Origin of the sequence: Gordonia sp. HS-NH1 (assembly GCF_001418765.1) — a bacterium.
Lineage (GTDB): Bacteria > Actinomycetota > Actinomycetes > Mycobacteriales > Mycobacteriaceae > Gordonia.
Genome location: NZ_LIYC01000045.1, coordinates 16,475 through 40,068 on the forward strand (window position 1 = coordinate 16,475; position 23,594 = coordinate 40,068).

Annotated in this window: 24 protein-coding genes, 1 pseudogene and 1 riboswitch; of the genes and pseudogenes, 13 read left to right on the forward strand and 12 right to left on the reverse strand. The window is 67.8% G+C overall.

Annotation, left to right across the window (positions count from 1 at the left end):
• Window positions 1-39: 39 nt before the first annotated feature.
• Genes AMD30_RS21090 through AMD30_RS21100 form a run of 3 tightly spaced genes read right to left on the reverse strand, consistent with a single transcriptional unit; the run spans window position 40 to window position 2,874 of the window.
• Window positions 40-1,221 (reverse strand): acyl-CoA dehydrogenase family protein, encoded by a 1,182-nt coding sequence (locus AMD30_RS21090; RefSeq protein WP_055476979.1) that lies wholly within the window; start codon window positions 1,219-1,221, stop codon window positions 40-42.
• Between the two features lie 17 nt (window positions 1,222-1,238).
• Window positions 1,239-1,487, reverse strand: coding sequence for an acyl carrier protein (locus tag AMD30_RS21095; protein WP_010844744.1), 249 nt, complete (start codon window positions 1,485-1,487; stop codon window positions 1,239-1,241).
• Window positions 1,488-1,533: 46 nt separating this feature from the next.
• Complete coding sequence (locus AMD30_RS21100) at window positions 1,534-2,874, reverse strand: salicylate synthase (protein ID WP_055476990.1); 1,341 nt, start codon at window positions 2,872-2,874, stop codon at window positions 1,534-1,536.
• A 157-nt stretch (window positions 2,875-3,031) separates the two neighbouring features.
• Here AMD30_RS21100 and AMD30_RS21105 point away from each other — a divergent pair, with 157 nt between their 5' ends.
• Window positions 3,032-4,702 (forward strand): (2,3-dihydroxybenzoyl)adenylate synthase, encoded by a 1,671-nt coding sequence (locus tag AMD30_RS21105; protein WP_055476991.1) that lies wholly within the window; start codon window positions 3,032-3,034, stop codon window positions 4,700-4,702.
• 100 nt (window positions 4,703-4,802) lie between these two features.
• Here the strand turns inward: AMD30_RS21105 and AMD30_RS21110 are convergent, their stop codons facing one another.
• Window positions 4,803-5,150 (reverse strand): GNAT family N-acetyltransferase, encoded by a 348-nt coding sequence (locus AMD30_RS21110; protein ID WP_014925200.1) that lies wholly within the window; start codon window positions 5,148-5,150, stop codon window positions 4,803-4,805.
• Between the two features lie 222 nt (window positions 5,151-5,372).
• Window positions 5,373-5,462, forward strand: a riboswitch (TPP riboswitch).
• A gap of 7 nt (window positions 5,463-5,469) precedes the next feature.
• On the opposite strand from AMD30_RS21110, the gene thiC reads away from it, so the two are divergent.
• Window positions 5,470-7,158, forward strand: coding sequence for a phosphomethylpyrimidine synthase ThiC (gene thiC, locus AMD30_RS21115; protein ID WP_010844949.1), 1,689 nt, complete (start codon window positions 5,470-5,472; stop codon window positions 7,156-7,158).
• Window positions 7,158-8,111 carry a bifunctional hydroxymethylpyrimidine kinase/phosphomethylpyrimidine kinase gene (thiD, locus tag AMD30_RS21120; protein ID WP_231632812.1) on the forward strand — a complete coding sequence of 318 codons (954 nt, stop codon included), beginning with the start codon at window positions 7,158-7,160 and terminating at the stop codon, window positions 8,109-8,111. Before thiC ends, thiD begins: the two co-directional genes overlap by 1 nt.
• Here thiD and AMD30_RS21125 read toward each other — a convergent pair.
• Together AMD30_RS21125 and AMD30_RS21130 are read right to left on the reverse strand one after the other, a co-directional pair.
• On the reverse strand, window positions 8,108-9,073 hold the full coding sequence (locus AMD30_RS21125; protein ID WP_055476980.1) for a TIGR00341 family protein: 966 nt from the start codon (window positions 9,071-9,073) through the stop codon (window positions 8,108-8,110). The two genes, thiD and AMD30_RS21125, sit on opposite strands and share 4 nt — an antisense overlap.
• Window positions 9,074-9,281: 208 nt before the next feature.
• On the reverse strand, window positions 9,282-9,671 hold the full coding sequence (locus tag AMD30_RS21130; protein WP_014925197.1) for an SHOCT domain-containing protein: 390 nt from the start codon (window positions 9,669-9,671) through the stop codon (window positions 9,282-9,284).
• Window positions 9,672-9,857: 186 nt separating this feature from the next.
• Here AMD30_RS21130 and AMD30_RS21135 point away from each other — a divergent pair, with 186 nt between their 5' ends.
• Window positions 9,858-10,922, forward strand: coding sequence for an LLM class flavin-dependent oxidoreductase (locus AMD30_RS21135; RefSeq protein ID WP_055476993.1), 1,065 nt, complete (start codon window positions 9,858-9,860; stop codon window positions 10,920-10,922).
• On the opposite strand, the gene egtD is transcribed toward AMD30_RS21135, so the two are convergent.
• Entirely contained in the window at window positions 10,903-11,877 is a 975-nt protein-coding gene (egtD, locus tag AMD30_RS21140; RefSeq protein ID WP_014925196.1) for an L-histidine N(alpha)-methyltransferase, read from the reverse strand. The two genes, AMD30_RS21135 and egtD, sit on opposite strands and share 20 nt — an antisense overlap.
• A complete protein-coding gene (gene egtB, locus AMD30_RS21145) occupies window positions 11,874-13,226 on the reverse strand; it encodes an ergothioneine biosynthesis protein EgtB (protein WP_055476981.1) in 1,353 nt (450 codons plus the stop codon). Before egtB ends, egtD begins: the two co-directional genes overlap by 4 nt.
• A gap of 170 nt (window positions 13,227-13,396) precedes the next feature.
• Between egtB and AMD30_RS21150 the strand changes: the two genes are divergently transcribed.
• Entirely contained in the window at window positions 13,397-14,164 is a 768-nt protein-coding gene (locus AMD30_RS21150; protein ID WP_055476982.1) for a Clp protease N-terminal domain-containing protein, read from the forward strand.
• A 9-nt stretch (window positions 14,165-14,173) separates the two neighbouring features.
• Here the strand turns inward: AMD30_RS21150 and AMD30_RS21155 are convergent, their stop codons facing one another.
• Complete coding sequence (locus AMD30_RS21155; protein WP_014925193.1) at window positions 14,174-14,671, reverse strand: DUF5709 domain-containing protein; 498 nt, start codon at window positions 14,669-14,671, stop codon at window positions 14,174-14,176.
• 133 nt (window positions 14,672-14,804) lie between these two features.
• On the opposite strand from AMD30_RS21155, the gene AMD30_RS21160 reads away from it, so the two are divergent.
• Complete coding sequence (locus tag AMD30_RS21160) at window positions 14,805-15,386, forward strand: hypothetical protein (protein ID WP_197282825.1); 582 nt, start codon at window positions 14,805-14,807, stop codon at window positions 15,384-15,386.
• Between the two features lie 87 nt (window positions 15,387-15,473).
• On the opposite strand, the gene AMD30_RS21165 is transcribed toward AMD30_RS21160, so the two are convergent.
• The gene (locus AMD30_RS21165; protein ID WP_010844821.1) at window positions 15,474-15,899 is read right to left on the reverse strand and encodes a DoxX family protein; all 426 of its coding nucleotides are present in this window, start codon (window positions 15,897-15,899) and stop codon (window positions 15,474-15,476) included.
• A 222-nt stretch (window positions 15,900-16,121) separates the two neighbouring features.
• On the opposite strand from AMD30_RS21165, the gene AMD30_RS21175 reads away from it, so the two are divergent.
• Entirely contained in the window at window positions 16,122-17,489 is a 1,368-nt protein-coding gene (locus AMD30_RS21175; RefSeq protein WP_055476983.1) for a M1 family metallopeptidase, read from the forward strand.
• Window positions 17,490-17,497: 8 nt separating this feature from the next.
• Window positions 17,498-18,775 carry a polysaccharide biosynthesis protein gene (locus AMD30_RS21180; protein WP_055476984.1) on the forward strand — a complete coding sequence of 426 codons (1,278 nt, stop codon included), beginning with the start codon at window positions 17,498-17,500 and terminating at the stop codon, window positions 18,773-18,775.
• A gap of 111 nt (window positions 18,776-18,886) precedes the next feature.
• On the opposite strand, the gene AMD30_RS21185 is transcribed toward AMD30_RS21180, so the two are convergent.
• Window positions 18,887-19,741, reverse strand: a complete 855-nt coding sequence (locus AMD30_RS21185) for a glycosyltransferase family 2 protein (protein ID WP_055476985.1) — start codon at window positions 19,739-19,741, stop codon at window positions 18,887-18,889.
• A 91-nt stretch (window positions 19,742-19,832) separates the two neighbouring features.
• On the opposite strand from AMD30_RS21185, the gene AMD30_RS21190 reads away from it, so the two are divergent.
• The 5 genes from AMD30_RS21190 (at window position 19,833) to AMD30_RS21210 (ending at window position 23,441) form a co-directional block, all read left to right on the forward strand.
• Entirely contained in the window at window positions 19,833-20,534 is a 702-nt protein-coding gene (locus AMD30_RS21190) for a glycosyltransferase family 2 protein (RefSeq protein WP_010844817.1), read from the forward strand.
• Between the two features lie 7 nt (window positions 20,535-20,541).
• On the forward strand, window positions 20,542-20,895 hold the full coding sequence (locus AMD30_RS21195) for a DUF2304 domain-containing protein (protein WP_010844816.1): 354 nt from the start codon (window positions 20,542-20,544) through the stop codon (window positions 20,893-20,895).
• A 94-nt stretch (window positions 20,896-20,989) separates the two neighbouring features.
• The gene (locus AMD30_RS21200; protein WP_055476986.1) at window positions 20,990-21,532 is read left to right on the forward strand and encodes an EXLDI protein; all 543 of its coding nucleotides are present in this window, start codon (window positions 20,990-20,992) and stop codon (window positions 21,530-21,532) included.
• A 155-nt stretch (window positions 21,533-21,687) separates the two neighbouring features.
• On the forward strand, window positions 21,688-22,638 hold the full coding sequence (locus AMD30_RS21205) for an ABC transporter ATP-binding protein (RefSeq protein ID WP_055476987.1): 951 nt from the start codon (window positions 21,688-21,690) through the stop codon (window positions 22,636-22,638).
• 8 nt (window positions 22,639-22,646) lie between these two features.
• The gene (locus tag AMD30_RS21210) at window positions 22,647-23,441 is read left to right on the forward strand and encodes an ABC transporter permease (RefSeq protein WP_055476988.1); all 795 of its coding nucleotides are present in this window, start codon (window positions 22,647-22,649) and stop codon (window positions 23,439-23,441) included.
• Between the two features lie 59 nt (window positions 23,442-23,500).
• On the opposite strand, the pseudogene AMD30_RS25565 reads toward AMD30_RS21210, so the two are convergent.
• A pseudogene (locus tag AMD30_RS25565) lies at window positions 23,501-23,594 on the reverse strand (dTDP-4-dehydrorhamnose 3,5-epimerase); the annotation flags it as partial.

Here is a 23,594-nt window from a genome sequence, read left to right on the forward strand (position 1 = left end):
GTGGGGACCGCCTGGGTGGGAGGGATGTCTCGAAGTGCTTCAGGACGCGGGCGAGCGGGCGCCGAGGAGTTCCGAGTCGACGAACATGGCCTGGTATCGCTCGGTGTCGGGTTTCATCGCCGCGGCGACGAGTTCCCACAGCACCTCGTCGGTGCCGCCGCCGACGCGGGCCAGTTTCATGTCCCGCCACCACCGACCGATCGGGGTCTCGGTCTCGAGGTAGCCGATCCCGCCGAAGATGTGCAGGCACTCCGACGCGACCTCCTCACCGAGATTGGCGGCCGTCGCCTTCAGCGCCGCGGCGGTGCGCAGGTTGATCTTGCCCTCGGCCGCGACACCGGCGAGCGAGTACCGCAGGACGTCGACCCTGGCCTGCAGATCGGCGACGCGCAGGCGCAGCGCCTGGTGGTCGTAGAGTTTCTTGCCGAACTGGGTGCGATCCATCATCCGCGCGAGCGTCACGCCGATCATCACCTCGCACGCGGCGGCGATCTGGGCGGCCACCGAGTACCGCTCGTGCGCCAGTCCCCAGCTGATGATCGCCAGGCCGGTTCCCGGTCGGGCGATCAGCGCCTCTTCCGGAATCCAGGCGTCGATCGTGACCGGAGCGGTGTCGAGGGGTCCGGCGCCGAGCTTCTGGTACGGCTCGCCGACCGTCACCGACTCGATGGGCACCGCGGCCAGGGCCACGTTGCCGCCGACATCAGGACCGTCGTCGGCGCCACGGCAGACCACGAAGACGTGGTCCGCGATCGGTGAGAGCGACACGAACTTCTTGTGTCCGACGACGCGGAAGCCGCCGTTCTCCGGATGGATCCGGGTCTCGGAGTTCTGCAGATCCGAACCGCCCTGCTCCTCGGAGGCGCCGATACACAGCACGGTCTCGGCGGTCAGCGCACGCTGGGCCAGGTCTCTGAGGTAGTCGTTGCGGCCGAAGCGGCGGAGGATGGCGATGGCGGAGTCGTGCAGGCTGACCCCCACCCCGATCGCCGCGGAACCGAGAGCACCGAGGTGGGCACCGAGCGCGAAGTGGTCGTGCAGGTCGGTGAACTTGCGGTCCTCCCACTTCCGGACGAAGACACCTTCGGCACCGAGATGCTCGAGAAGGGGCCGGGGAAACCGGTGATCCCGTTCGGCCTGCGCCGTCCACGACGTCACCCGGTCGTCGAACGCGGCGTCGAGCAGTTCGGCGTACGTCTGCACTGGCGTGTCCACACTCATGTCGGCTCTGCGTCCTCTCAGGCCGGGGTGCCGGCCTTCGACCGGATGAGGTCCTCGAGATCGCCGACGGTCTTGGACTCGAAGAGCTCCCGCTCCGAGAGCTTCACCCCGAGACGTTCCTCGATCGCCACCACGCCGATGGCGAACGCCACCGAGTCCAGCCCCAGGTCGTCGATCAGCTTGGAGTCGCGGCTGACGTCGCCGAGCGCGAGGTCGAGGTCTTCTTCGAGGATGCCGCGCAGGGCTTCGGTGATGTGGTCGGACATGTGGTGACTCCTGAGATGGGGGTGTTCGGTCGAAAGTATCGGGTGATCAGCGCGGGACCACGTACGGGGCGACGCTGCCGAGCTTCTCGCAGGTCTCGGTGAACTCGCGCTCCGGCGTGGACTGCGCGACGATCCCGGCACCTGCACGCAGCCACGCACCGTCTCCGGAGGCGAAGATGGTGCGCAGCGCGAGGGTCGCCTCGAGCTCGCCGGTCGACGCCGCGGTGAGGATCGCGCCGGAGTACAGACCACGACGACGGGGCTCCAGACGGTCGATCGCCTCCACGGCCGGGGTCTTGGGAATTCCCGAAGCGGTGATCGACGGGAACACGACCTCGAGTGCGCGCCAGGGTGTTTCGTGGTCGAGGAGGGTTCCGCGCACGGTCGAGGCCAGGTGCTGGACGCTGCCGCGTTCGCGGACTTCCATGAACTCGCTCACCACCGTCGTGCCGGCAACGGCGATCGAGGAGATCTCGTCGAAGCAGGCCCGCACCGACATGGCATGCTCGGCGATCTCCTTGGCATCGGACAGCAGGTCGGCGCGGGCCGCGGCGTCCTGCTCGGGCGAGATTCCGAAAGCCCTTGTGCCGGCCAGTGGTTCGGTGACCACGGTCCGGTCGTCGTGCACCGCGACGACGAGTTCGGGGCTGAACCCGGCGGCCTGCAGGTCGCCGAGCGAGAGCAGGTAGCTGCGGGCGGGGTTGTTGTCGGCACGGCCGCGGGCGTAGGTCGCGGGGATGTCCACGTCGAACGGGATGTCGACCGCGCGCGAGAGGATCACCTTCTGGTACCGGCCGGCTTCGATCTCGGCGACAGCGGTCGCCACCCGGCCGCGGTAGTCGTCGGGGTCGGACTGGACGTCGACCGGTCGCGACTGCGCCGAAACGGTTGCCTGCGAGGCGATCTCGAGAAGACGCTGAGCGCGGTCGGCTTCGACGGACCCGGTGTCGACTCCGCCGGCATCGACGGTCGCCTCGAACTCGGGGACGATGAGGTGCGCGAGGACGGTGTCCTCGGGGACACGGTCGAGGATGCCGTGGTAGGGCGCGCAGAAGTCGAAACCGACCCAGCCGTAGACGCGCCAGTCCGGAATCGACAGCGACGCGGTGGCGGCGGCGAGCGCGTCGGCCGGGTCGCCGTGCCAGGACGTCGTCGTCCGATCACCCCGGTCGTCGACGACGACCTCGCTCCGCGTGACTACCACCCGAGCACGGACACCGGCCGCGAACGTCCAGCGCCGGTCACGCTCGTAGACGACATGGTCGCCGAACTCCCCGGAGCCCGCCCAGGCCGCCGTGATCCGTGCGGCATCGGACTCGCTCAGCGGCGAGGCAGGCGCGAGCAGGTCGACGAACTGCGCGGCGTGCGATTCGGTTGTCAGCGACATGTCCTTCGTTCCTCCGGTCGTGATGCACTCGAGCACCGATGATCATAGGGAATCTTAGGGCAGCCTAATCAAACAACCCCCCGCGGGTCGAGAGCCGGTTCGCCGTCCCGTATCGACCGGTAAGGTTACCCTATCCTGGCTGTGTTTGAATGAACTCATGCCGACGCACCTCGACCACGTGCCCGATCTGCTCGACGGTTTCACCCCCTACGCCGACGCCCAGGCACAGAAGTACCGGGATGCGGGTGTCTTCCTCGACCGCCCGCTGTTCGCGGCCCTCGATCTCGCCGCCGAGCGCTCCCCCGATGTTCCCGCGGTGACCGATGCCTCCACCGACGGTCCGCGCACGCTCACCTACGCCGAGTTCCGCGCCGCCACCCTCCGCCGCGCCGCGGGTTTCGTCGACGCCGGTCTGCAGCCGGCCCAACGGGTCGTCCTGCAGCTCAACAACTCCCTCGACTTCGCCGTGACGCTGTTCGGCCTGCTGCGCGCAGGCGTCGTGCCGGTGATGACACTGCCCGCGCATCGGATCACCGAGATCGCGCACCTCGCGGCGGGCGCGGGAGCGGTCGCCTACATCGGCGAGGACGGTCGTCGTGGATTCGACTTCCGCGACCTCGCGGCCGATCTGCAGTCGCGGGTACCCGAGGTCGCACAGGTCTTCATCTCGGGCGATCCGGGCCGCTTCGCGGCGCTTCCCGACGCCGACCCCGCCACCGTCGGGCTGCCGGCCGACCCGGACCCCGGATTGCCGGCGCTGTTCCTGGTGTCGGGGGGTACCACCGGCCTGCCGAAGCTCATCGCGCGCACGCACGACGATTACGACCTCAACGCGCGCCTGTCGGCGGACGTCGCCGGTCTCACCGCCGACGACACCTACCTCGTCGCGCTGCCCGCCGCACACAACTTCCCCTTGTGCTGCCCCGGGATCCTCGGCGTGTTCGGCGTCGGGGGCCATGTCGTCTTCGCCGACAACCCCAGTCCGGACAACACGTTCGACCTCATCGAACGGCACCGAGTCACCGTGACGGCACTCGTTCCCGCCCTGGCGCAACTCTGGTGCGCGGCAACCGAGTGGGAGCCGGCGGACGTCAGTTCGCTACGCCTGCTGCAGGTGGGTGGCGCCAAACTGGCCCAGCCCGATGCGGTCGCCCTCGACGAGGCCCTCGGCGACGTCGTCCAGCAGGTGTTCGGCATGGCCGAAGGGCTGATCTGCTACACCCGTCCCGGCGAACCGCGCGACCTGGTCCATCAGGTGCAGGGTTCCCCGATGTCGGAACTCGACGAGGTGCGGGTGGTCGACGAAGACGGCGCCGACGTCCCCGACGGCGTCGAAGGGGAACTGCTCGTGCGGGGGCCGTACACGATCCGCGGGTACTACCGCGCCGCGGCGCACAACGAGAAGTCGTTCACGCCGGACGGGTTCTATCGTTCCGGCGACAAGGTCACGAGACTGCCGTCGGGCCACGTCTCCGTGACCGGGCGCATCAAGGACACCATCGTGCGCGCCGGCGAGAACGTCGCCGCGGACGACGTCGAGGAGAACCTCCTCGCGCACGACTCGGTCCGGCAGGTCGCCGTGGTCGGACTTCCCGACGACGCGCTCGGCGAGAAGATCTGCGCCGCCGTGGTGCTCTCACACGAGCACCCGCCGGCCCAGCCGCTCGAACTCGCCACGATCCGGACGTTCCTCACCGGGCGCGGACTCGCATCGTTCAAGCTGCCGGACGTGATCCGCGTCGTGACCACACTCCCGGTCACCGCGGTCGGCAAGATCGACAAAAAGGTACTTCGCGAGACACTGCTCGCCGGCCCGCCCGCTCCCTGAGGTGCGAGGAGCGATAGCGACGAACGACTCCTGCTCCCTGAGGTGCGAGGAGCGATAGCGACGAGCCACGAAGGGCGTCGACGTGCCCTCCGACGCTCGATCACACCGGGGCGAGCGTCACTATCCCGGGATGGCTGTCGAGGTAGCGCTTGGTGAACGTGCACACCGGCCGCAGGCGGGCGCCCTGCTCGCGGGCATGGTGCACGACGGTGCGGGTGAGCCGGGTGGCGAGGCCGTGTCCGCTGTACTCGTCGTAGAGCACGGTGTGCAGCACGGTGATCGTGGTCTGACCGTCGACCGTCTCGGTCGAATAGCCGAGCACACCGACCAGGTCACCGGCGACCCAGAGTTCGAATCGGTCGCGGTCCGGGTTGTGCACCACCTGCGAGATCTGTTGCAGGATCGACTTCGCCGACTGTGGTGGTCGCTGACGATGCTTACGTAGCACCCGACCCTCCTCACCTCTTGATCGCGGACATCTGATCGCCGACGGGCGACTGCCGCGGCTCGACACCGGCACCGTCTGTGATCAGGGTCACACGCTACCTTACGGAACCGTAACTGCCGACCCCGATGGCGCTGCCGTCGCAGATCGAGACGGTTCACTCCCGCCCCGGGCCTGGCTCCGGACGAGTCGAGGTATGGTGACGGGCGCACGACAACTACACACCGCGGGGGCTCTCACGATGACCGAGGGCTGAGATGGCGACGGGCGGTCGCCGACCGCTCGAACCTGTCCGGGTAATGCCGGCGTAGGGAGAACCGCCATGGGCACACGTGTATCCGCCACGCGCACCGACAGCGCACCTGCCGATTCCGGGTTCCTGACCCTCGGTCCCATCGAGGGCAGCACCAAGCACTATCTCTCGGTCGACGACCTGCGTGTACCGCAGCGTCGCATCCACCTCACCAACGGCGAGCATCTGGACGTCTACGACACCTCGGGCCCGTACACCGACCGGTCGGCGCGCATCGACGTCGAGCAGGGCCTCGCACCCACCCGCGACAGCTGGCACCGGCCCGAGCCGATCGACGGCGCGAGCACCCAGCTGGCCTGGGCGCGCGCCGGGATCGTCACCGACGAGATGCGGTTCATCGCCGCCCGGGAGGGCGTCGACGCCGAACTGGTCCGGTCCGAGGTGGCGATCGGACGTGCGGTGATCCCGGCGAACCATCGTCATCCCGAGTCCGAGCCGATGATCATCGGGAAGCGCTTCGCGGTGAAAGTCAATGCGAACATCGGCAATTCGGCGGTCCGCAGCTCGATTTCCGACGAGGTCGAGAAGATGGTGTGGGCGACCCGCTGGGGCGCCGACACGATCATGGACCTCTCGACCGGCGCCGACATCCACACCACCCGCGAGTGGATCATTCGCAACTCGCCCGTCCCCGTCGGGACGGTACCCATCTATCAGGCGCTCGAGAAGGTCAACGGCGATCCCGCCTCGCTCACGTGGGAGCTGTACCGCGACACCGTGATCGAGCAGGCCGAGCAGGGCGTCGACTACATGACGGTCCATGCCGGAGTCCTGCTGCGCCACGTCCCGCTCACCGCTGAGCGGGTGACCGGAATCGTCTCCCGCGGTGGTTCGATCATGGCCGCCTGGTGCCTGGCGCATCACCGGGAGTCGTTTCTGTACACCCACTTCGACGAGCTGTGCGAGATCTTCCGCCGCTACGACATCACGTTCTCGCTCGGCGACGGCCTACGCCCGGGATCGATCGCCGACGCCAACGACGAGGCGCAGTTCGCCGAGCTCCGCACCCTCGGCGAGCTGACCACGATCGCCAAATCCCATGGCGTGCAGGTCATGATCGAGGGACCAGGGCACGTCCCCATGCACAAGATCGCGGAGAACGTACGCCTCGAGGAAGAGCTGTGCGAGGAGGCGCCGTTCTACACTCTGGGGCCCCTCGCCACCGACATCGCACCCGCATACGACCACATCACCTCGGCGATCGGTGCGGCGATGATCGCCCAGGCCGGCACCGCGATGCTCTGCTACGTGACACCGAAAGAGCATCTCGGCCTCCCGGACCGCGACGACGTCAAGGTCGGCGTGATCACATACAAGATCGCCGCGCACTCCGCCGACCTCGCCAAGGGGCACCCGCGGGCGCAGGAACGCGACGACGCACTCAGCAAGGCGCGCTTCGAATTCCGCTGGAACGACCAGTTCAACCTCGCCCTCGATCCCGACACCGCCCGCGCCTTCCACGACGAGACACTGCCCGCCGAGCCGGCCAAGACGGCCCACTTCTGTTCCATGTGCGGCCCCAAGTTCTGCTCGATGCGGATCTCGGCGGATGTCCGCGCCTACGCCGAGGAGCACGGTCTCGTGACCACCGAGGACATCGACCGAACGATCGCGGAGGGCATGGCGGCGAAGTCGGCGGAGTTCGCCGACGCCGGGAGCCGCGTGTATCTACCGCTCGAGACCGCAGGGGGTGCCTGATGGGCACAGTCAACGCAGGACGACGCACAGTCGACGAGAATCAACGCACGGTCGACGGAAATCAGCGCACAGTCGACGAGCAGGCCTTCGTCGGGCTCCCGATCGGCCCGCCCGGGTCTGTTCCGACTCGGGTCCTGACCATCGCCGGTTCGGATTCGGGTGGGGGTGCGGGGATTCAGGCCGACATGCGCACCTTCGCCCTGCTCGGGGTGCACGGGTGCGTCGCGGTGACCGCGGTGACGGTTCAGAACTCGCTGGGCGTCACCGGATTCGAGGAGATCACCCCACAGACCGTGGCGGCGCAGATCGACTCCGTGGTCGGTGACATCGGAGTCGCCGCGGCGAAGACCGGGATGCTCGCGTCGGCGCCGATCATCGAGGCCATCGTCGAGCAGTGCGGCCGGAGCGGCATCGGTCGGGACTCATCCGTCCCGCTGGTGGTCGACCCGGTGTGCGCATCCATGCACGGCAACCAGTTGCTCGCCGACTCGGCACTCGACACGTTGCGTCACAACCTGTTCCCTCTCGCCACCGTGGTGACACCGAATCTGGACGAGGTCCGGTTGATCACCGGGATCGAGGTCACCGACGCGGCTTCCCAGCGCGATGCGGCCCGGGCGCTGCTCGATCTCGGGCCGCGCTGGGCGCTGGTGAAGGGCGGGCACCTGCGCGCGTCGGATCAGTCGCCGGATCTGCTCTACGACGGCGGGGAGTTCATCGAGCTCAGCCATGAGCGCATCGACACCCCACACGACCACGGCGCCGGCGACACCCTGGCCGCGGCGATCGCGTGCGCACTCGCACACGGTCTTCCGGTCCCCGAGTCGGTCGCCTTCGCCAAGAGTTGGGTGACCCGCTGCCTGGCGGCCGCCTATCCGCTGGGCGCCGGCCACGGCCCGGTCAATCCGTTGTGGCGACTGGGCGTCCGGTCGGAGGATCAGAGGCCGTCCTAGCCGTCCAGTCGCTCACCGACGTCGTGGATGACCACGATGTCGGACTCCCAGGGCAGCAGATCGTGCACGGATTCTTCGAGATCGGTAAGAGGCGGCAGCTTCTCGGGACCGAGTACGGAGATGGTCGCCGTGCCTCCGTGCCAAGTCACCCCGGACACCTCGGCGCCCGGGGTGTCCGCGAGCCACTGCTCCGTGGCGTCGTGGACCTGCCGGACCCACACCGCCGACAGGGAGTTGAGGACCATCGGCACGGTGACGAGGACGAACGCGGCCGAGAGCACCACATACGCTCGCCGTCGTCGACGACGCCCCACGTCCGCCACGTCGTGATACCTGGCGAACACCAGCACGACCGTGCAGGTGATGATCATCGCGATCATGTTGGAGGCGAACAGGATGAACGCGCCGATCGCGAGTGACGGGGCACCCGAGCCGAAGCACACCCCGGTGACCGCCAGCGGCGGCACGAGTGAGATCGCGATGGCCACACCGGGTAGCACATCGCCCAGATCACGGCGGGTCACCGCGATCGAACCGACCAAGCCGGTGGCCAGAGCAGCGAGAAGATCCATCAGGGTCGGCGACGTCCGCCCGACCACCTGCGAGTTCGCCAGCACCGTGGATGGATTCGGCAAGATTTGAGCGACAGCGATGCCGATGACGATCACCATCACCATCCCCGCGCCCACATACAGAAGGCTTGTCAGCGCGAGCCGCCCACGACCCGTGACCAGTCCGAGGCCGACGCCCAGGATCGGGGTGGCCAGCGGAGCGACGATCATCGCGCCGATCACCGTCGCGGTCGAGTCCGAGGCGACTCCGGCGGCCGCGATGACACTCGACAGGAACAGCATGAGCCAGAAGGCAGACTGTTTGGCCCGTACGTCTCCGCTGGACAGATCGAGCCGGTCGTCGAGTTCGTCGACGGTGCGTCGCTGATTCTCCGGGATCAGGTCCAGCATCGTCGGTTCACCACCGCCCGCGGCAACAGTTCTCTGATGACCGAACCCATGGGCGCTCCTCGATCGACGGATCGGCAGATGTCCGGTGAACCTCGACGACGCTGCGACATCGGTGGCCGACGCCGCCCGGAAAGCGAACACCGAAAAGGGAAGAGAACGGGCGACGGCGTCTGCAACGCCGCCGCCCGTCACGTCATCTCGGAAGGACTCAGACCGCTGTGCCGAGAGCCTTGCTCTTCAAGTGCTCGAACTCCTGGGGTGTGATCGCACCGGAGTCGAGCAGGTTCTTCGCGTCGGCGATCTGCTGGGTCGGCGTGGCGCCGGCAACGGACCTGATGTACTCGTCGGAGGCCTGCTTCGCCTCGCTGTAGGCCTCACGCTGACGCTCGGCCATTCCCTTGCCCTTGGCCAGCAGGTACACGATCGCGGTGATGTACGGGAAGATGATCAACAAGACCACCCATGCCGCCTTCTGCCAACCCGACGCCGCCTTGTCCCGGAACAGGTCGCTGATGATGTGCCACAGGACGATCAGGTACGCGACGAACGCGAAGATGACGATCGTGTACCAGATGAAGTCCCAGAATGAATCCCACATCGGGGTGTCTCCCTTGTCTAGAAGAATCTTGTTTCCGCTGAGCAGGTTGCCGATAAGAGCATCGCACAGCGTGATGCCCGCCACCTCGACGAACATGAAAGATGTCCGTGAAATGGTGTGAACGGACCCTCGCGGGCGCCGAATCCCCGGTCTCACCCGCAGAACCACATACTCACGAAGGGCGACATGGAATCTCACGCTGCAGTCACCGACGTCGAGCTCGGGCTCGACACGTTCGGCGACATCACCGCCGAACCCGACGGCGCGCTCCGCTCGGGCGCCCGGACACTGCGGGACCTTCTCGAGCAGGGTGTTCTCGCCGACGAGGTGGGCGTTGACTTCCTCGGTGTCGGTGAGCATCATCGCGACGACTACGCGGTGTCGGCTCCCGAGGTCGTGCTGGGCGCCATCGCGGCACGCACCACACGGATGCGGCTCGGTTCGGCGGTCACCGTGCTCAGTTCCGACGATCCGATCCGGGTGTTCCAGCGATTCTCGACCGTCGACGCGCTGTCCTCCGGACGAGCGGAGGTGATACTCGGCCGTGGGTCGTTCACCGAGTCCTTCCCACTGTTCGGATACGACCTCGCCGACTACGAGGAGTTGTTCAGCGACAAGCTCGCCCTGTTCGCCGAACTCCGCACCGGCCGGCCGGTGTCCTGGTCGGGTTCCACGCGCGGCCCCCTGCAGGCCCAGACCGTCTACCCCGAACTCGAGAACCCGCCCCTGCCGACCTGGATCGCGGTCGGCGGCAGCCCCGAGTCGGTGGTCCGCGCCGCGTCGTACGGCCTACCGCTCATGCTGGCGATCATCGGCGGCGACCCGCTGCGGTTCCAGCCATACGTCGATCTCTACCACCGCGCCCTGCGGGAGATGGACAAGTCTCCCCTGCCCGTCGGCGTGCACTCGCCGGGCCATGTCGCCGACACCGACGCCCAGGCACGCGAGGAGTTGTGGCCGCACTACCGCGAGTACGTCGGGCGGATCGGCCGCGAACGCGGATGGCCCCCGCCGACTCGCATCGAGTTCGAGCGGTCGACCGGACCGGGTGGCTCGCTCTACGTCGGGTCCCCCGAGACGGTGGCGGCCAAGATCGCCTCCACCGTGCGGGCACTCGGCCTCAGCCGGTTCGACTTGAAGTACTCCCACGGCACGCTCGGCCACGCCGAACTCATGCGCAGCATCGAGCTCTACGGCACCCAGGTCATCCCGCGCGTGCGCGAACTGCTGCTCAGCGTCGGGTCAGGGTGAGTTGGAAGTCGCCTGCGGGATCGGTCCACGCGGACACGACAGTCAGTCCGGCCGACTCGAGTTCGGATGCGAGCGCCTCGGGTTCGAACTTGGTGCTGATCTCGGTGTGGATCTCGGTTCCCGCGGGCACCCGCCACGACCGGCCCAGTACGCCGAAGTACGCGTCGACGTCGCGTCGGGCGCGTAACCACATCTCGATACGGTGCTCGCCCGGATTCCAGCGGGCGATGTGCTCGAAATCGTCGGTGTACAGTCCGCGCGCGTCGAGGCCGGCGCGAAGTACCTCGATCATGTTCCGGTTGAAATCCGCGGTGACACCGGCGCTGTCGTCGTAGGCGGCGACGAGTCGGCCGGTGTCCTTGACGAGATCGGTGCCCAGGAGAAAGTAGTCGCCCGGCGAGAGCGAGCCGACCATGGCGCGATAGAACTCCGCCCGCGCGGCTGGATCGAAGTTGCCGATGGTGCCGCCGAGGAACACCGCCAGGCGGGGCCCGTCGGCGGGCGGCAGATCCAGGTCGGGTTCGGTGAAATCGGCGACCACGGGCACCACGTCGATCCCGGGGTAATCGACCGCGAGGACATCGGCTGTCGCCGTGAGCATCTCGGTGCTGACGTCGACGGGCACGTACGTCGGACGCTCGCCGTCGGCCGCCGCGTCCACGAACGCGTCGAGCAGCAGACGCGTCTTGGTCGACGTGCCCGACCCGAGTTCGACGATCACCTCGGCTCGGGTGGTCGAGGCGATCTCGGCCGACCGTGCCCGCAGGATCGCGGTTTCGCGGCGCGTCGGGTAGTACTCGGGCAACCGCGTGATCTCGTCGAACAGCTTGCTGCCGCGTTCGTCGTAGAGCCATTTGGTCGGCAGGACCGGCGGCTGCTGCCACAGCCCCGAGAGTGCGTCTGCGGCAAGGCCCTCGGTGGCGGTCTCCACCGGGGTGTCGCTGTCGAGGCTCATCGGGCCAGCCGTAGTCCCGAGAAGACCCAGCGCGACTCCGCCGGGAAGAAGTTGCGATACGTCAGCCGTTCGTGTCCAGCGGGGGTCACCGCGCTCGCCCCGCGGAGCACGTGCTGATCGGACATGAACTTCCCGTTGTACTCGCCCACCGCACCGTTGGCGGGAACGAAGCCGGGATAGGGCAGGTACGCGCTCGCCGTCCATTCCCACACATCACCGATCATCGCCGATCCGGCGCGTCCGGGATGACATCGGCGGGGATCGAGCAGTGCACCGCGTTCGGCACCCAGTGAGCCCGCGGCGATCTCCCACTCGAATTCGGTGGGCAGACGGGCACCGGCCCAGCGCGCAAAGGCATCGGCCTCGTAGAAGGAGACATGCAGGACGGGCTCGTCCGGCACGATGCGCCGGCGACCCGACAGGGTGTACGTCGTCCAGTCCGCGGGGTCCACCGACCGGGCACCGGTCTCGTCGCGCCAGTATCCGGGCGCCTCCCAACCGGTCTCACGGATCGTCGCCCACCCGTCGGACAGCCAGAACTCGGCGCGGCGGTAGCCGTCGTCGGCCATGAACTCCAGCCAGTCGGCGTTGGTCACCACCCGGTCGGCGATCTCGAAGTCCTCGAGGTAAACCCGGTGCCGGGGCCCCTCGTTGTCATAGGAGAACCCGCTGCCCAGCGCGCCGACCTCGACGACGCCGCCGTCGAACTGCCGCCAGCCCAACGGCTTTGCGATGCCCGGTTCGTCGGGTTCGCGGTCGACGTATACCGGGCCGAACGCATGCGTGGAGAACAGGTGCTTGATGTCCATGAGCAGCAGTTCCTGGTGCTGCTGCTCGTGATTGCAGCCCAGTTCGACCAGTTCGAGAGCGGCGTCGTCGAGAGTGCCGCGTTCGAGGCGGTCCACCATCGCGGCGTCGACGTGCTCGCGATAGCGGGTCACGTCGCGGACACCCGGCCGGGTGACCAGGCCGCGATCCGGTCGTGGATGCCGTTCTCCCACTGCCTCGTAGTAACTGTTGAACAGGTACCGGAAGGTCTCGTCGTACACGGTGTAGGCGGGGTCCTGCCGCAGGATGAACTCCTCGAAGAACCAGGTGACGTGTGCGCGATGCCATTTCGCCGGGCTGGCCTCGGTCATCGACTGGGGCGTCTGGTCCTCCGGCGAAAGCCGTTCGGCCAGCGTGTCTGTCAGGGTCCGGACATCGAGGAAGCGTCGCGCGACGTCGGTGACGACGCCGCTGGGCGACGGGACCTCGGCGACTTCTCCGGACCGGGACGTCGCGGACGGGGTGGCCGCGGACTGGGCGGCTGCGGACTGGGGACGAACCGACGGTTCGGTGATGCTCACTGGATATGACCTCCCGTGGCAAGGACTGGAGTGACCGACGACGACTTCACCGATCTCCGCATCCATCGTCATGACGCGCGCCGTCTCTGTCAACGAACGCGGCCCTAATCACCCGGACAAGTCGTCAACACGGGGTTGACGACGCGTGTTCGTCAACCTACGGTTGACGCATGACACAGAGCCCGATCCCACTCCGCCTCGACGACCTCATCAGTGCGATCCGCAAGGTCCATCCCGACCCCCTGGGCCAGTTGTCCGACGCCGTGGTCGCGGCGCAGCACCTGGGAGACGTCGCAGACAGTCTCATCGGGCACTTCGTCGACCAGGCCCGTCGTTCCGGGGCGTCGTGGACCGCGATCGGCGCCAGCATGGGCGTGAGCAAGCAAGCCGCCCAGAAACGCTTCGTCGATCGCGTGTCGCCGGTGAGCGGGAACGAGGCGGCAGCGGCGGACAACCCGTTCTCGCGCTTCACCCCGCGCGCGGCGAACGTGCTGATGACCGCGAACGCGGCCGCTGCCGCCGACCGGGCCGAGCACGTGACCCCGGCACACATCGCACAGTCCCTGACCGCCGAACCGAAGTCCCTCGTGTTCGTCGTCCTGCAGGAGCTGGGCGTCGGCATCGACGCATGGCGCACCGCCGTCGCCCCGCTGATCCCCGCGACGCGCGAGATCGCCGACGACGAGGCGACCAGCGTGGTGCCTTACGACGATGCGGCCAAGGCCGTTCTGGAGGCCACCGTCGGTGTAGCCCTCGACCTCGGGCACAACTACATCGGCACCGAGCATCTCCTGCTCGGATTCTTCGCCGACCCGGCACTGGCCGACGTGATGACCGGGCTGGGACTCACGGCCGACGCCATCCGCGCGACGATCGTCGACGCGCTGGCTCAGGTGCTGGAAGGGTTGCCGTCGACCGACCGGGCCGACGAGGCCTGATCCGGCCGATCAGTCCGGGGTGTCGGAGATGTAGTGCACGGCAGCCTCTTCGGCAGAGGCGCCGGCGCCGTCGATCCCGGCGTCCTCGGCGAACGCCTCGGACTCGGTGTCGATTCCCGACCCGGCATCCGGCGCGATCAGTCGACCGGCACGCCGGTCCCCGACCTCGTCATCCTCCTCGAACTCGTCGTCCCGGTCGGAATCGTGTGCGCGCCAATCGGTCCGGGAACGCTCCTCGGCGGTGATCTCATCGAGCGGGTCGACCGCCCCGACGTCGGGCTCCTCCTCGGCCAGCCGCTCGTCGAGCGTCTCGCCCTCGGCCTGCTCGCGGGACGTCAGCCCGTGGACGGCACCCTTGGGCACACGGTCGGGAGGCGAGTACCCCTCGTCGAGGACGTCGTCGACGCCGCGGTCGACCAGAGTGTCCTCCGGCTGGAGCTGATCGTCCTCGTCCAGGCTGTACTCGCCGTCCGAGCCCTCCGGGGTACTACCGATGTCGTCCTTCATCCTTGCCACGATGCCAGTCCGCCGGAAGTCGTGCCAGGACGACCCCGGGCGGTGAGACGCGGTGGGTCGTCACCGGGCCGGGGTCGACCCCTTTCGGCCGAATCGCCGATGCCGGGGTGCGGGATCGGCGACAATGTCGAGGGTGATCGAGGAAATGCAGGCCGAGGCCCAGGCGCTGCTCTCGGCCGGTGAATACGACCACGCGCTGGCCGAGTTCTCCGTGCTCCGCGAGATCAGGTCGCGCCGCGAGGGACCGTATTCGGTGATGTACCTGTCCAACCTGCACGACTGCGTCCGGTGTATGTCGCATCTCATGCTGTGGTCCGACGCGAGCCACCTGTGTCGCGAGTTGCACGGCAAGTACGTGCGCACACACGGCCGGGCCGGGTCCGACACGGTCGATGTCGCGAAACACTGGGCCTGGGCGCTCGTGCACCTCCACGACTATCCACCGGCCGTGCGGCTGTATCTGCTCACCGCCGACGCGCTCTGGGATTCCGACCCCGGACAGGCGCAGCGTCTCCTCGGCGCGGCGGTGATCCACCGGCACGACACCGATCCCCTCGCCCTGCTCTCACCCGGGCTCATCGACGGCGTCGGTCTCCGGCACGCCGACGAGGAACGCGAGACGATCGCACGCCTGGTGGCCGCCCTCGCCGACACCGGTGCGGTGTCGACGAGTACGGCCACCATCGACGGCCTGGCCTTCGCCTGAGGCATCAGACGACGTCGCGGCGTCGTCGTTCTCCTGCCGGCTGAGCCGGCGACGAGCGCAGCGAGGAGCCGAGTCGAAGCCTTCGCCTCAGACGACGTCGCGGCGTCGTCGTCGCATGATGTAGCTGTCGGCACCCATCCGGCCGGCCGAGGTGTAGCCGACCGCCAGCAGCCCCGCGATCAGTGCGAGCGGCCACTCGTAACCGCCGTCCATGTTCCAGAACCCGGCGTCCCAGTGCACGAACACGATCGCGCCGATCATGTCCGCGATCAGCAGGGTCGCGACGATCGGCAACAGCAGCCCGAGGATCAGCAGGATGCCGCCGATCAGCTCGACCCAGGTGGCGTAGTACGCCGCCAGCTCCGGGTACGGCACGTCCATCCCGCCGGGGCCGAAAGCCGTCTTGGTGGCGTCCATGCCTTGCGTGAACAGCTTCTGCCAGCCGTGGGCGATGAAGATGATGCCGAGTATCAGGCGCGCGAGAAACTGCGCCACACTACCGAATCCGCTCATTCCGCACTCCTCGAATCGATCGGGCGGGCCGGCTGTGCCGCCGCCAGGTACTCTCTCAGTGTCCGGGACAGCATCGCCCCGTCGCGGGTGAACTGCCGAATCGAGACATCACCACCCAACCGCAACCGCTTCGTGACCGGTCGCAGCGCGTCGTCGACGCGACCCGTCGAGGCGCACCACCGCACGTCGGCCCGCCGGGGCAGAACGGAGTAGGAGTCGAGAGTGCCGGGAAAGTTTGGGCTGGGTTCGCGAGGCAACTCCGGGCAACCCGTGCTGGGAGCACCCGCCGACGTCCTCGACCCGTACCTGCCCGACAACGGCAATCTCGGTTATCGGATCTCCCGATACGACCTGGAACTCGAGTACAAGGTGGCGAGCAATCGGCTCGAGGGCACCGCGGTCCTGACCGCGACGTCGTACGCCGAGCTCAAGAGATTCACCCTCGATCTGGCCGGCTCGCTCTCGGTGCAGCGGGTGTCGGTCAACGACAAGCGCGCCCGCTATTCCCACCGCCGCCACAAGCTGACCATCACCCCGGACAGTCCCCTTCCCCCGGGTGGTGCCATGACCGTCACGGTCCGCTACCACGGCAGTCCCCACCCGATCCGCGGTCCTTGGGGCGAGGTGGGCTGGGAGGAACTCACCGACGGCGCGCTCTGCGCGAACCAGCCCAATGGGGCGGCGTCGTGGTTCCCGTGCGACGACCACCCGAGCGCCAAGGCGCCATACCGGATCTCGATCACCACCGACAGCCCCTACCACGCTCTGGCGAACGGCGTCCTGGAGTCCAAGCGTGTCCGCGCCGCACACACCACCTGGGTCTACGAGCAGGTGGAGCCGATGCCCACCTACCTGGCGTCGATCCAGATCGGTCAGTACAAACAGATTTCGTTGGCGTCCAAGCCGATTCCGGTCGCGGGTCTCGTTCCCGCGCGGCTCGAGGAGAACTTCGGCGTCGACTTCGGCCGACAGACCGAGATGGTCTCGGCGTTCGTCGAGATGTTCGGACCGTACCCATTCCCCCGGTACACCGTCGTGGTGACCGACGACGACCTCGAGATCCCCATCGAGGCACAGAGTTTCTCCACCTTCGGCGCCAACCACTGTGACGGCAGCCGGCACGCGGAGCGGCTGATCGCTCACGAACTGGCACATCAGTGGTTCGGCAACTCGGTGACCGCGGCCCGATGGCGAGACATCTGGCTCCACGAGGGTTTCGCCTGTTACGCGGAGTGGCTGTGGAGCCAACACTCCGGCGGCCGAAGCGCCGACGAGTGGGCGCGCCACTACTACCAGAAACTCGAATCGTCGCCGGTGCGTGTGCCACTCGCCGATCCCGGTCCGCGCAAGATGTTCGACGACTGGATCTACAAACGCGGCGCACTCACCCTGCACGCCTTGCGGCTGACCATCGGTGACGGGGACTTCTTCGCACTGCTGCAACGGTGGACCGACAAGTACCGCTACGGGTCGGTGACCACCGAGGACTTCATGGCGCTCGCCGCGACCCATTCGTCGAAGCCGCTCAAGGGACTCTGGGACGAGTGGCTGTTCACTCCCGAACTGCCGCCGTTCCCCGGTCCTTCCTGACTCGTTCGATGACAACCGATCCGACGACGCCGGGTCCTCAGGCGGGGCCCGCGAGCCCGCCCGGTGACACCGATGCGGCGTCGCTGGGACGGGTCACGATCGCGACCGTCGTCGCGGCCGCGTCGGGGTACATCGTCCTGCTGCTGGCGGCCCGCCACCTGGGCGCCGTCGGTTATGGCGTGTTCGCGGTGTTCTGGGCCGCCTATGGTCTGGTGACCGGCGCGCAGAACGGGCAGCTGCAGGAGACGACGCGCGCGGTCCGGACCGCCGAGTCGGAGGGGCGCGCCCGGTCGCGGCCGCTGCTGGTGAACACGGGCATCGGACTGGGCCTGGCCGTTCTCGTCATCGCGACGTCACCGCTGTGGAGCGCGCGCGTGTTCACCGACGATCGCGGATTGTCGGTGCTGCTGCTCGCCGTCGGCGTGGCGAGCTTCGCGGTGTACGCGCACTTGTGCGGCGCGTTGTCGGGACGGCTGAACTGGTCGTCGTTCGCGGCGTTGCTGTCGGTCGATGCGCTGATCCGGCTCGCCGGTGCCGGGATCGCGGTGGCGGCCGGCTGGGGCACCACCGCGTTCCTCGTCGTCACCGTCATCGGATCGGTGTCGTGGTGCGTGTTGCTTGCGACGTCGGCGTCGGCCCGCCGCGCGATCGGCGTCGCCGGCGACGTCCCGCCGCGGCGTCTGGCGGTCAACACCCTGACCGCGATGGCCGCGGCCGCCGCGAGCGCCGTACTCGTCATGGGTTTTCCGGTCCTCATCAACCTGACCACCGATCTGCACGGCGGGCCCGACGCCGACGAGACCCGGACGATCGGCGCGCTGGTCCTCGCCGTCACCCTCACGCGCGCACCACTGCTGGTGCCGCTCAACAGCTTTCAGGGCGTTCTGATCTCCCGATTCGTCGACCGCCGGGATCGTCGCCTCGCCTCCCTCGGTACGCCACTCGGGATAGTCGCGGTCGTCGGCGGCGTGGGGGTCCTCGGCGCGTGGCTGGTGGGTCCGTGGTTGCTGAGGTCGGTGTTCGGCGCCGATTTCGATCTCGACGGGCTGGTCGTGGCGCTGCTGACACTGGGGGCGACCTGCCTGGCACTGCTGACGGTGACCGGCGCCGCCGCGATCGCCGCCGGCGCCCACCGTTGGTACGCGGCCGGATGGTGGGTGTCGACCCTCGTGGCCGTGGCCGTGTTGCTGCTGCCGTTCGACGTCGCGACCCGGACCTGCCTCGCCCTCGTCGTCGGGCCTCTGGTCGGCCTCGGAGTGCATCTGGCCGGGGTACTGCGGGCCTGACCGACCCACCCCCTGCTCCCTCATCCGAAAGAGCGACCCACCCCCTGCTCCCTGAGGAGCGCCCGGAGCTTGCGGAGGGCGCGTCACGAAGGGTCCCGGCAGCTCCCACCCCTAGCTCCCGGACGAACCCCGCAAGCGGCCGATCCCCGCGCCGACGCGGGCCGAGAGGTGGTTGAGCCGCGAAGTGGCGTGCCATCGCGCGGCGCGCGCCGCCTTCGGCCAGCCGCGCGCGGCGCAGCGCTCGGCTTCCTCGGCGAAGAACCGGTTCTCCTCGGCGAACCGCCGACCGTCGACGGCCTGCACCGAACTCACCGAGGCGCTGTGCCTGCGGTAGGAGAAGACCACCTCGGGGTCGTAGACGAGCGATCCGCCGGCGCCGGCCAGGTCCACGAGCAGCGCAAGGTCGAGGACGATCTCGAGTCCCGGACGGAACCCGACCTCTCGTACCGCGGCGGTCCGCCACAGCAGGGACGGGAAATAGGTCCAGTTGCCGTGGTACAGCGTCGTCGCGAGCCGTTCCCCTGCCAGAACGGTCGCCCGCGGCGGCGCGAGAACCGACTTGATCCGATCGCCCAGAGGTGTGACGGGATGCCCGTTCTCATCGATGACGTCGACGCCGGGCGCGATGACCGCGGCGTCGGGGTGGTGACGAGCCAGCGTGCGGACGGTGGACAGGTAGTCCCGGTGCATGAGGTCGTCGCAGCCCATGACGACGAACCAGTCGGCGGTCACCAGGTCGACGCACCGCCGGAAGTTCCCGTTCACGCCGAGGTTGGTCTCGTTGCGCAGGTAGTGGACCCGGGCATCCCCGAGCGAATCCAGCCACCGTCGCGGCGTCGGATCGGGATGACAATCGTCGACGACCACGAGGCGCAACTCCGGGTCGTCCTGCTCGAGAACACTGGTCACGGCCTGTTGAAACTGGGCGACGTCGCCGTAGAACGGCATCATCACGTCGATCGTCACCGGACAAGACTAACCGGGTCCGAAGCCCCCGCCGCGCACGAGGCGTGCCGGACGACAGGCGCCACGCGCATGCGGGTTAGGGTTGTTGACCATGGCCGACCCCACCACCAACGCCGACGTGTGGCTGGTGGTACCCGTTTTCAACGAGGGCCAGGTGATCCGCGAGGTGGCGACCAAGGCCCGCGAGACGTTCCCCAACATCGTCTGCGTCGACGACGGCAGTTCGGACAATTCGGCCGACGAGATCCGCGCCGCGGGCGTACACCTGGTGAGGCACCCCGTGAACCTCGGCCAGGGCGCCGCCATCCAGACCGGCGTCGAGTACGCGCGCCGCCGGCCGGGGGCCCGGTTCTTCGTGACCTTCGATGCCGATGGGCAGCATCAGGTCGACGACGTGTCGGCGATGATCGAGCGGCTGCGACGCGAGCCCGTCGACATCATCGTGGGCACGCGGTTCGCCGACGGTCGTAGTGAGTCGGTTCCGCTGCTTCGTCGAATGGCGTTGCGCACCATCGTGTTCCTGAGTCCGCGCACACGCCGCCTCGGACTGTCCGACGCGCACAACGGACTTCGGGCCTTCAACAAGACCGTGGCCGATCAGCTCGATCTCTTGATGAGCGGGATGAGCCACGCGTCGGAGTTCATCGCGCTCATCGATCATCACCGGTGGCGGGTGGCCGAGCAACCGGTCACGATCCTCTACACCGACTATTCGCGGGCGAAGGGGCAGTCGCTGATCAACGGGGTCAACATCGTCGCCGACGGCCTGTTCCACACGCGGATGAGGAAGTGATGTCACGATGATCTGGTTCCAGGTCCTCGCGATCCTCGGCCTGATCGCGCTCGTCGGCTTCTTCGTCGTGAACCGCGGCACCGCCCGCGCTTCGGCGGGTGTGAAGCTGCTGTTCGTCGCGTTCATCGGCTTCGGCGTCTACGCGATGCTGCGTCAGGACGATGTCACGTGGGTCGCCAACAAGATCGGCATCCAGCGCGGCCTCGACCTGGTGCTGTTTCTGTTGGTCATCGCATTCGCGTTCACGACGGTGTCGACCTACCTACGATTCCGCGATCTCGAGGTCAAGTACGCACGGCTGGCCCGCGCGATCGCGCTGCAGGACGCCGAGCGCGAGAACCGCGGCGGAACGGGCGACTAGCCTCCGACCGCCATCCGCTGGCCCCTCCACCATCGGCCGTACATATTTCGAGACCACCCTTGCATCTACGTATACATCTACTTATAGTTAGCGCATGCCGAACAAGACCATCTACGTCTCCGACGAGGACATCAAGGTCCTCGAACGTGCCCAGCAGGTGTCGGGAGGCAATCTCTCCGGCGCGGTCGTGGAGGCATTGCGCGCCTACGTACGAGCAGCGGACTACCGCGACGCCGGGTACGAGGAAGTGGTTCTCCGGGACGGCCCCGACGGCGTCCGCCGCAAACGGTTCTTCGGCAGACTCCTCGCCGAAGAGACCGAGTACGACGAGACCACCGGCAACGCAACCAAATTGAGCTCCTACGAGGGCCGGACCGGAAAGATCGTCCTCGCGGTCCACCACGTCGACTGGGCGAATTACGGGGTGACACATCGACAGAAGACCGGTAACTGGCTCAAGGACCTGACCGGACTGCCCAGCGTCCGCAGTCTGTTCACCGCCGACCTGCCCGACTGGGGAGACTACCGCGTCGACATCGTCGACACCGCCGAGCAACTCAAACCACTTGTGCCCGAACGTTTCTACGCACGAACCGCGGCAGCCCTACGACCCGAGGTCGAAGACCTGGACGTGTGACCCCCTCCCGACAGCCCTTCTAGAGCCCTTTCCAGAACAACCGAGAACCTCCGGCGACGTCCACCAGGGACGTTCGTCTACCCAAACATGCATATATGCGCATGTCTTTATTTGTTCCGCAGTCACCACCACCACCGATACAAGGAGCCTCGACCATGACACCAACGGCCATCAGCGCGGTGGGACTCACCAAGTCCTTCGGCGACCACACCGTCCTCGACGGCATCGATCTCCGGGTACCCGCCGGCAGCGTGTTCGCACTACTCGGTCCCAACGGTTCGGGAAAGACGACCACGGTCAAGATCCTGTCCGCGTTGTCGCAGCAGGACGCCGGGGACGTGGAGATCGCCGGCCTCGATCCGCGTACCGACCGCGCGGAGATCTGCGCACAGATCGGCCTGACCGGGCAGTTCGCCGCGGTCGACACGTTGCTGACCGGACGCGAGAACCTCACCATGGTCGCCCGGTTGCGACACCTCTCGAAGACCGCAACCCGCGAACGCGTCGACCGGTTACTCGACGACTTCGACCTCACCGAGGCCGCGGACCGCCGGGTCGCCGACTATTCCGGCGGCATGACCAGACGCCTCGACCTGGCCATGACACTGGTGGGCGAACCGTCGATCATCTTTCTCGACGAGCCGACGACCGGCCTCGATCCACGGTCCCGCCGGGCGGTCTGGGACACCGTCCGCGGCCTCGTCGCCGGTGGCACCACCATCTTCCTCACCACGCAGTACCTCGAGGAGGCAGACCATCTCGCCGACCGGATCGCCGTGCTCGACCGAGGCCGAATCGTGGCCGAGGGCACGGCGGCGGAACTGAAGCGACTCGTCCCGGGCGGGTACATCCGGATCGACTTCACCGACGCCGACGACCTCGGGCGGGCACGGGCGCAGTTCCCGTCGGCGATCGACACGCCGGGCGAGAACACCCTCGCGGTACCCGGTGGCGCGGGCATCGGCGCCGTCCGGGACGTCCTGGCCACCCTCGACCAGGCTCGCATCGACGCCGCCGGGATCTCCGTTCACACACCTGATCTCGACGACGTGTTCCTCACCATCACCGGCCGCACCGCCGCGACCGCCACCGCCACCGCCAACTAGGAGAAGTCATGACCACCACCCTCGACCACACCTTGTCCGACTCCGCGGTGATGGTGCGCCGCAACCTGATCCGGTTGCGGCGCTACCCCACCATGATGTTCTCGACGATCGCCATGCCGGTCGTGATCCTGTTGATGATGACCTACTTCTTCGGCGGCGCCATCGAGAGCGCGCTTGCCGCAGACGGACCGCTCGACGGAAAGTACATCAACTATCTGCTGCCCGGCCTCCTGCTCTTCGTGCCGTCGTTCCTGACGGTGGCGGTGGCCGTCTCCGTCAACCAGGACGTCACCGAGGGGATCATCAACCGGTTGCGATCGCTGGCCACACCGCCGACGGCGATCCTGGCGGGGCACTTCGTCGGCGCGCTCATCCAGGGCATCGTCGCAGTCGTCTTCCTGCTCGCCGTCGCCTTCGCGCTGGGCTTCCGTGCCGACGCAAGCCTTCTCGACTGGTTCGCCGCCGGCGGTCTGCTCCTGCTGCTGACGGCGGGACTCGTGTGGATCGCGGTCGCGACGGGGGTGGTGGCGCCGAATCCGGAGAGCGCCAGCAACATGCCACTGCCGCTGCTCTTCCTGCCCTACCTGGGCAGTGGGCTGGTCCCGACGGACAGCATGCCGAACGGAGTCCGTCAGTTCGCCGAATACCAGCCGTTCAGCCCCATCGCCGACACCCTGCGCGGACTTCTCATGGGTCTCGACATCAGCGATCGCTGGCCGTGGGCACTGGGGTGGTGCCTGCTGTTCCTGGTCGTCGGCTACGTCTGGGCCGTCACCGCGTTCCGGCGGTCGACGACCGGCTGAGTGCCACCGACCCCGTCACGTGTACGGCTCAGCCGTACGCGTGACGGCGTGTGAATGCCTCAGACGCGTCGCGAGCGGAGGTAGTCGGCCACCTCGTCGTAACGTGGGAGCAGACCCGACTCACGGGCCTCCGAGAGACCCGGCGCGGCGGTG

Coding starts and splice junctions, on each gene's coding strand:
- AMD30_RS21090 (WP_055476979.1), bottom strand. CDS start 1,221: ATGAGTGTGGACACGCCAGTGCAGACGTACGCCGAACTGCTCGACGCC.
- AMD30_RS21095 (WP_010844744.1), bottom strand. CDS start 1,487: ATGTCCGACCACATCACCGAAGCCCTGCGCGGCATCCTCGAAGAAGAC.
- AMD30_RS21100 (WP_055476990.1), bottom strand. CDS start 2,874: ATGTCGCTGACAACCGAATCGCACGCCGCGCAGTTCGTCGACCTGCTC.
- AMD30_RS21105 (WP_055476991.1), top strand. CDS start 3,032: ATGCCGACGCACCTCGACCACGTGCCCGATCTGCTCGACGGTTTCACC.
- thiC (WP_010844949.1), top strand. CDS start 5,470: ATGGGCACACGTGTATCCGCCACGCGCACCGACAGCGCACCTGCCGAT.
- thiD (WP_231632812.1), top strand. CDS start 7,158: ATGGGCACAGTCAACGCAGGACGACGCACAGTCGACGAGAATCAACGC.
- AMD30_RS21125 (WP_055476980.1), bottom strand. CDS start 9,073: ATGCTGGACCTGATCCCGGAGAATCAGCGACGCACCGTCGACGAACTC.
- AMD30_RS21130 (WP_014925197.1), bottom strand. CDS start 9,671: ATGTGGGATTCATTCTGGGACTTCATCTGGTACACGATCGTCATCTTC.
- AMD30_RS21135 (WP_055476993.1), top strand. CDS start 9,858: ATGGAATCTCACGCTGCAGTCACCGACGTCGAGCTCGGGCTCGACACG.
- egtD (WP_014925196.1), bottom strand. CDS start 11,877: ATGAGCCTCGACAGCGACACCCCGGTGGAGACCGCCACCGAGGGCCTT.
- AMD30_RS21150 (WP_055476982.1), top strand. CDS start 13,397: ATGACACAGAGCCCGATCCCACTCCGCCTCGACGACCTCATCAGTGCG.
- AMD30_RS21155 (WP_014925193.1), bottom strand. CDS start 14,671: ATGAAGGACGACATCGGTAGTACCCCGGAGGGCTCGGACGGCGAGTAC.
- AMD30_RS21160 (WP_197282825.1), top strand. CDS start 14,805: ATGTCGAGGGTGATCGAGGAAATGCAGGCCGAGGCCCAGGCGCTGCTC.
- AMD30_RS21165 (WP_010844821.1), bottom strand. CDS start 15,899: ATGAGCGGATTCGGTAGTGTGGCGCAGTTTCTCGCGCGCCTGATACTC.
- AMD30_RS21180 (WP_055476984.1), top strand. CDS start 17,498: ATGACAACCGATCCGACGACGCCGGGTCCTCAGGCGGGGCCCGCGAGC.
- AMD30_RS21190 (WP_010844817.1), top strand. CDS start 19,833: ATGGCCGACCCCACCACCAACGCCGACGTGTGGCTGGTGGTACCCGTT.
- AMD30_RS21195 (WP_010844816.1), top strand. CDS start 20,542: ATGATCTGGTTCCAGGTCCTCGCGATCCTCGGCCTGATCGCGCTCGTC.
- AMD30_RS21200 (WP_055476986.1), top strand. CDS start 20,990: ATGCCGAACAAGACCATCTACGTCTCCGACGAGGACATCAAGGTCCTC.
- AMD30_RS21205 (WP_055476987.1), top strand. CDS start 21,688: ATGACACCAACGGCCATCAGCGCGGTGGGACTCACCAAGTCCTTCGGC.
- AMD30_RS21210 (WP_055476988.1), top strand. CDS start 22,647: ATGACCACCACCCTCGACCACACCTTGTCCGACTCCGCGGTGATGGTG.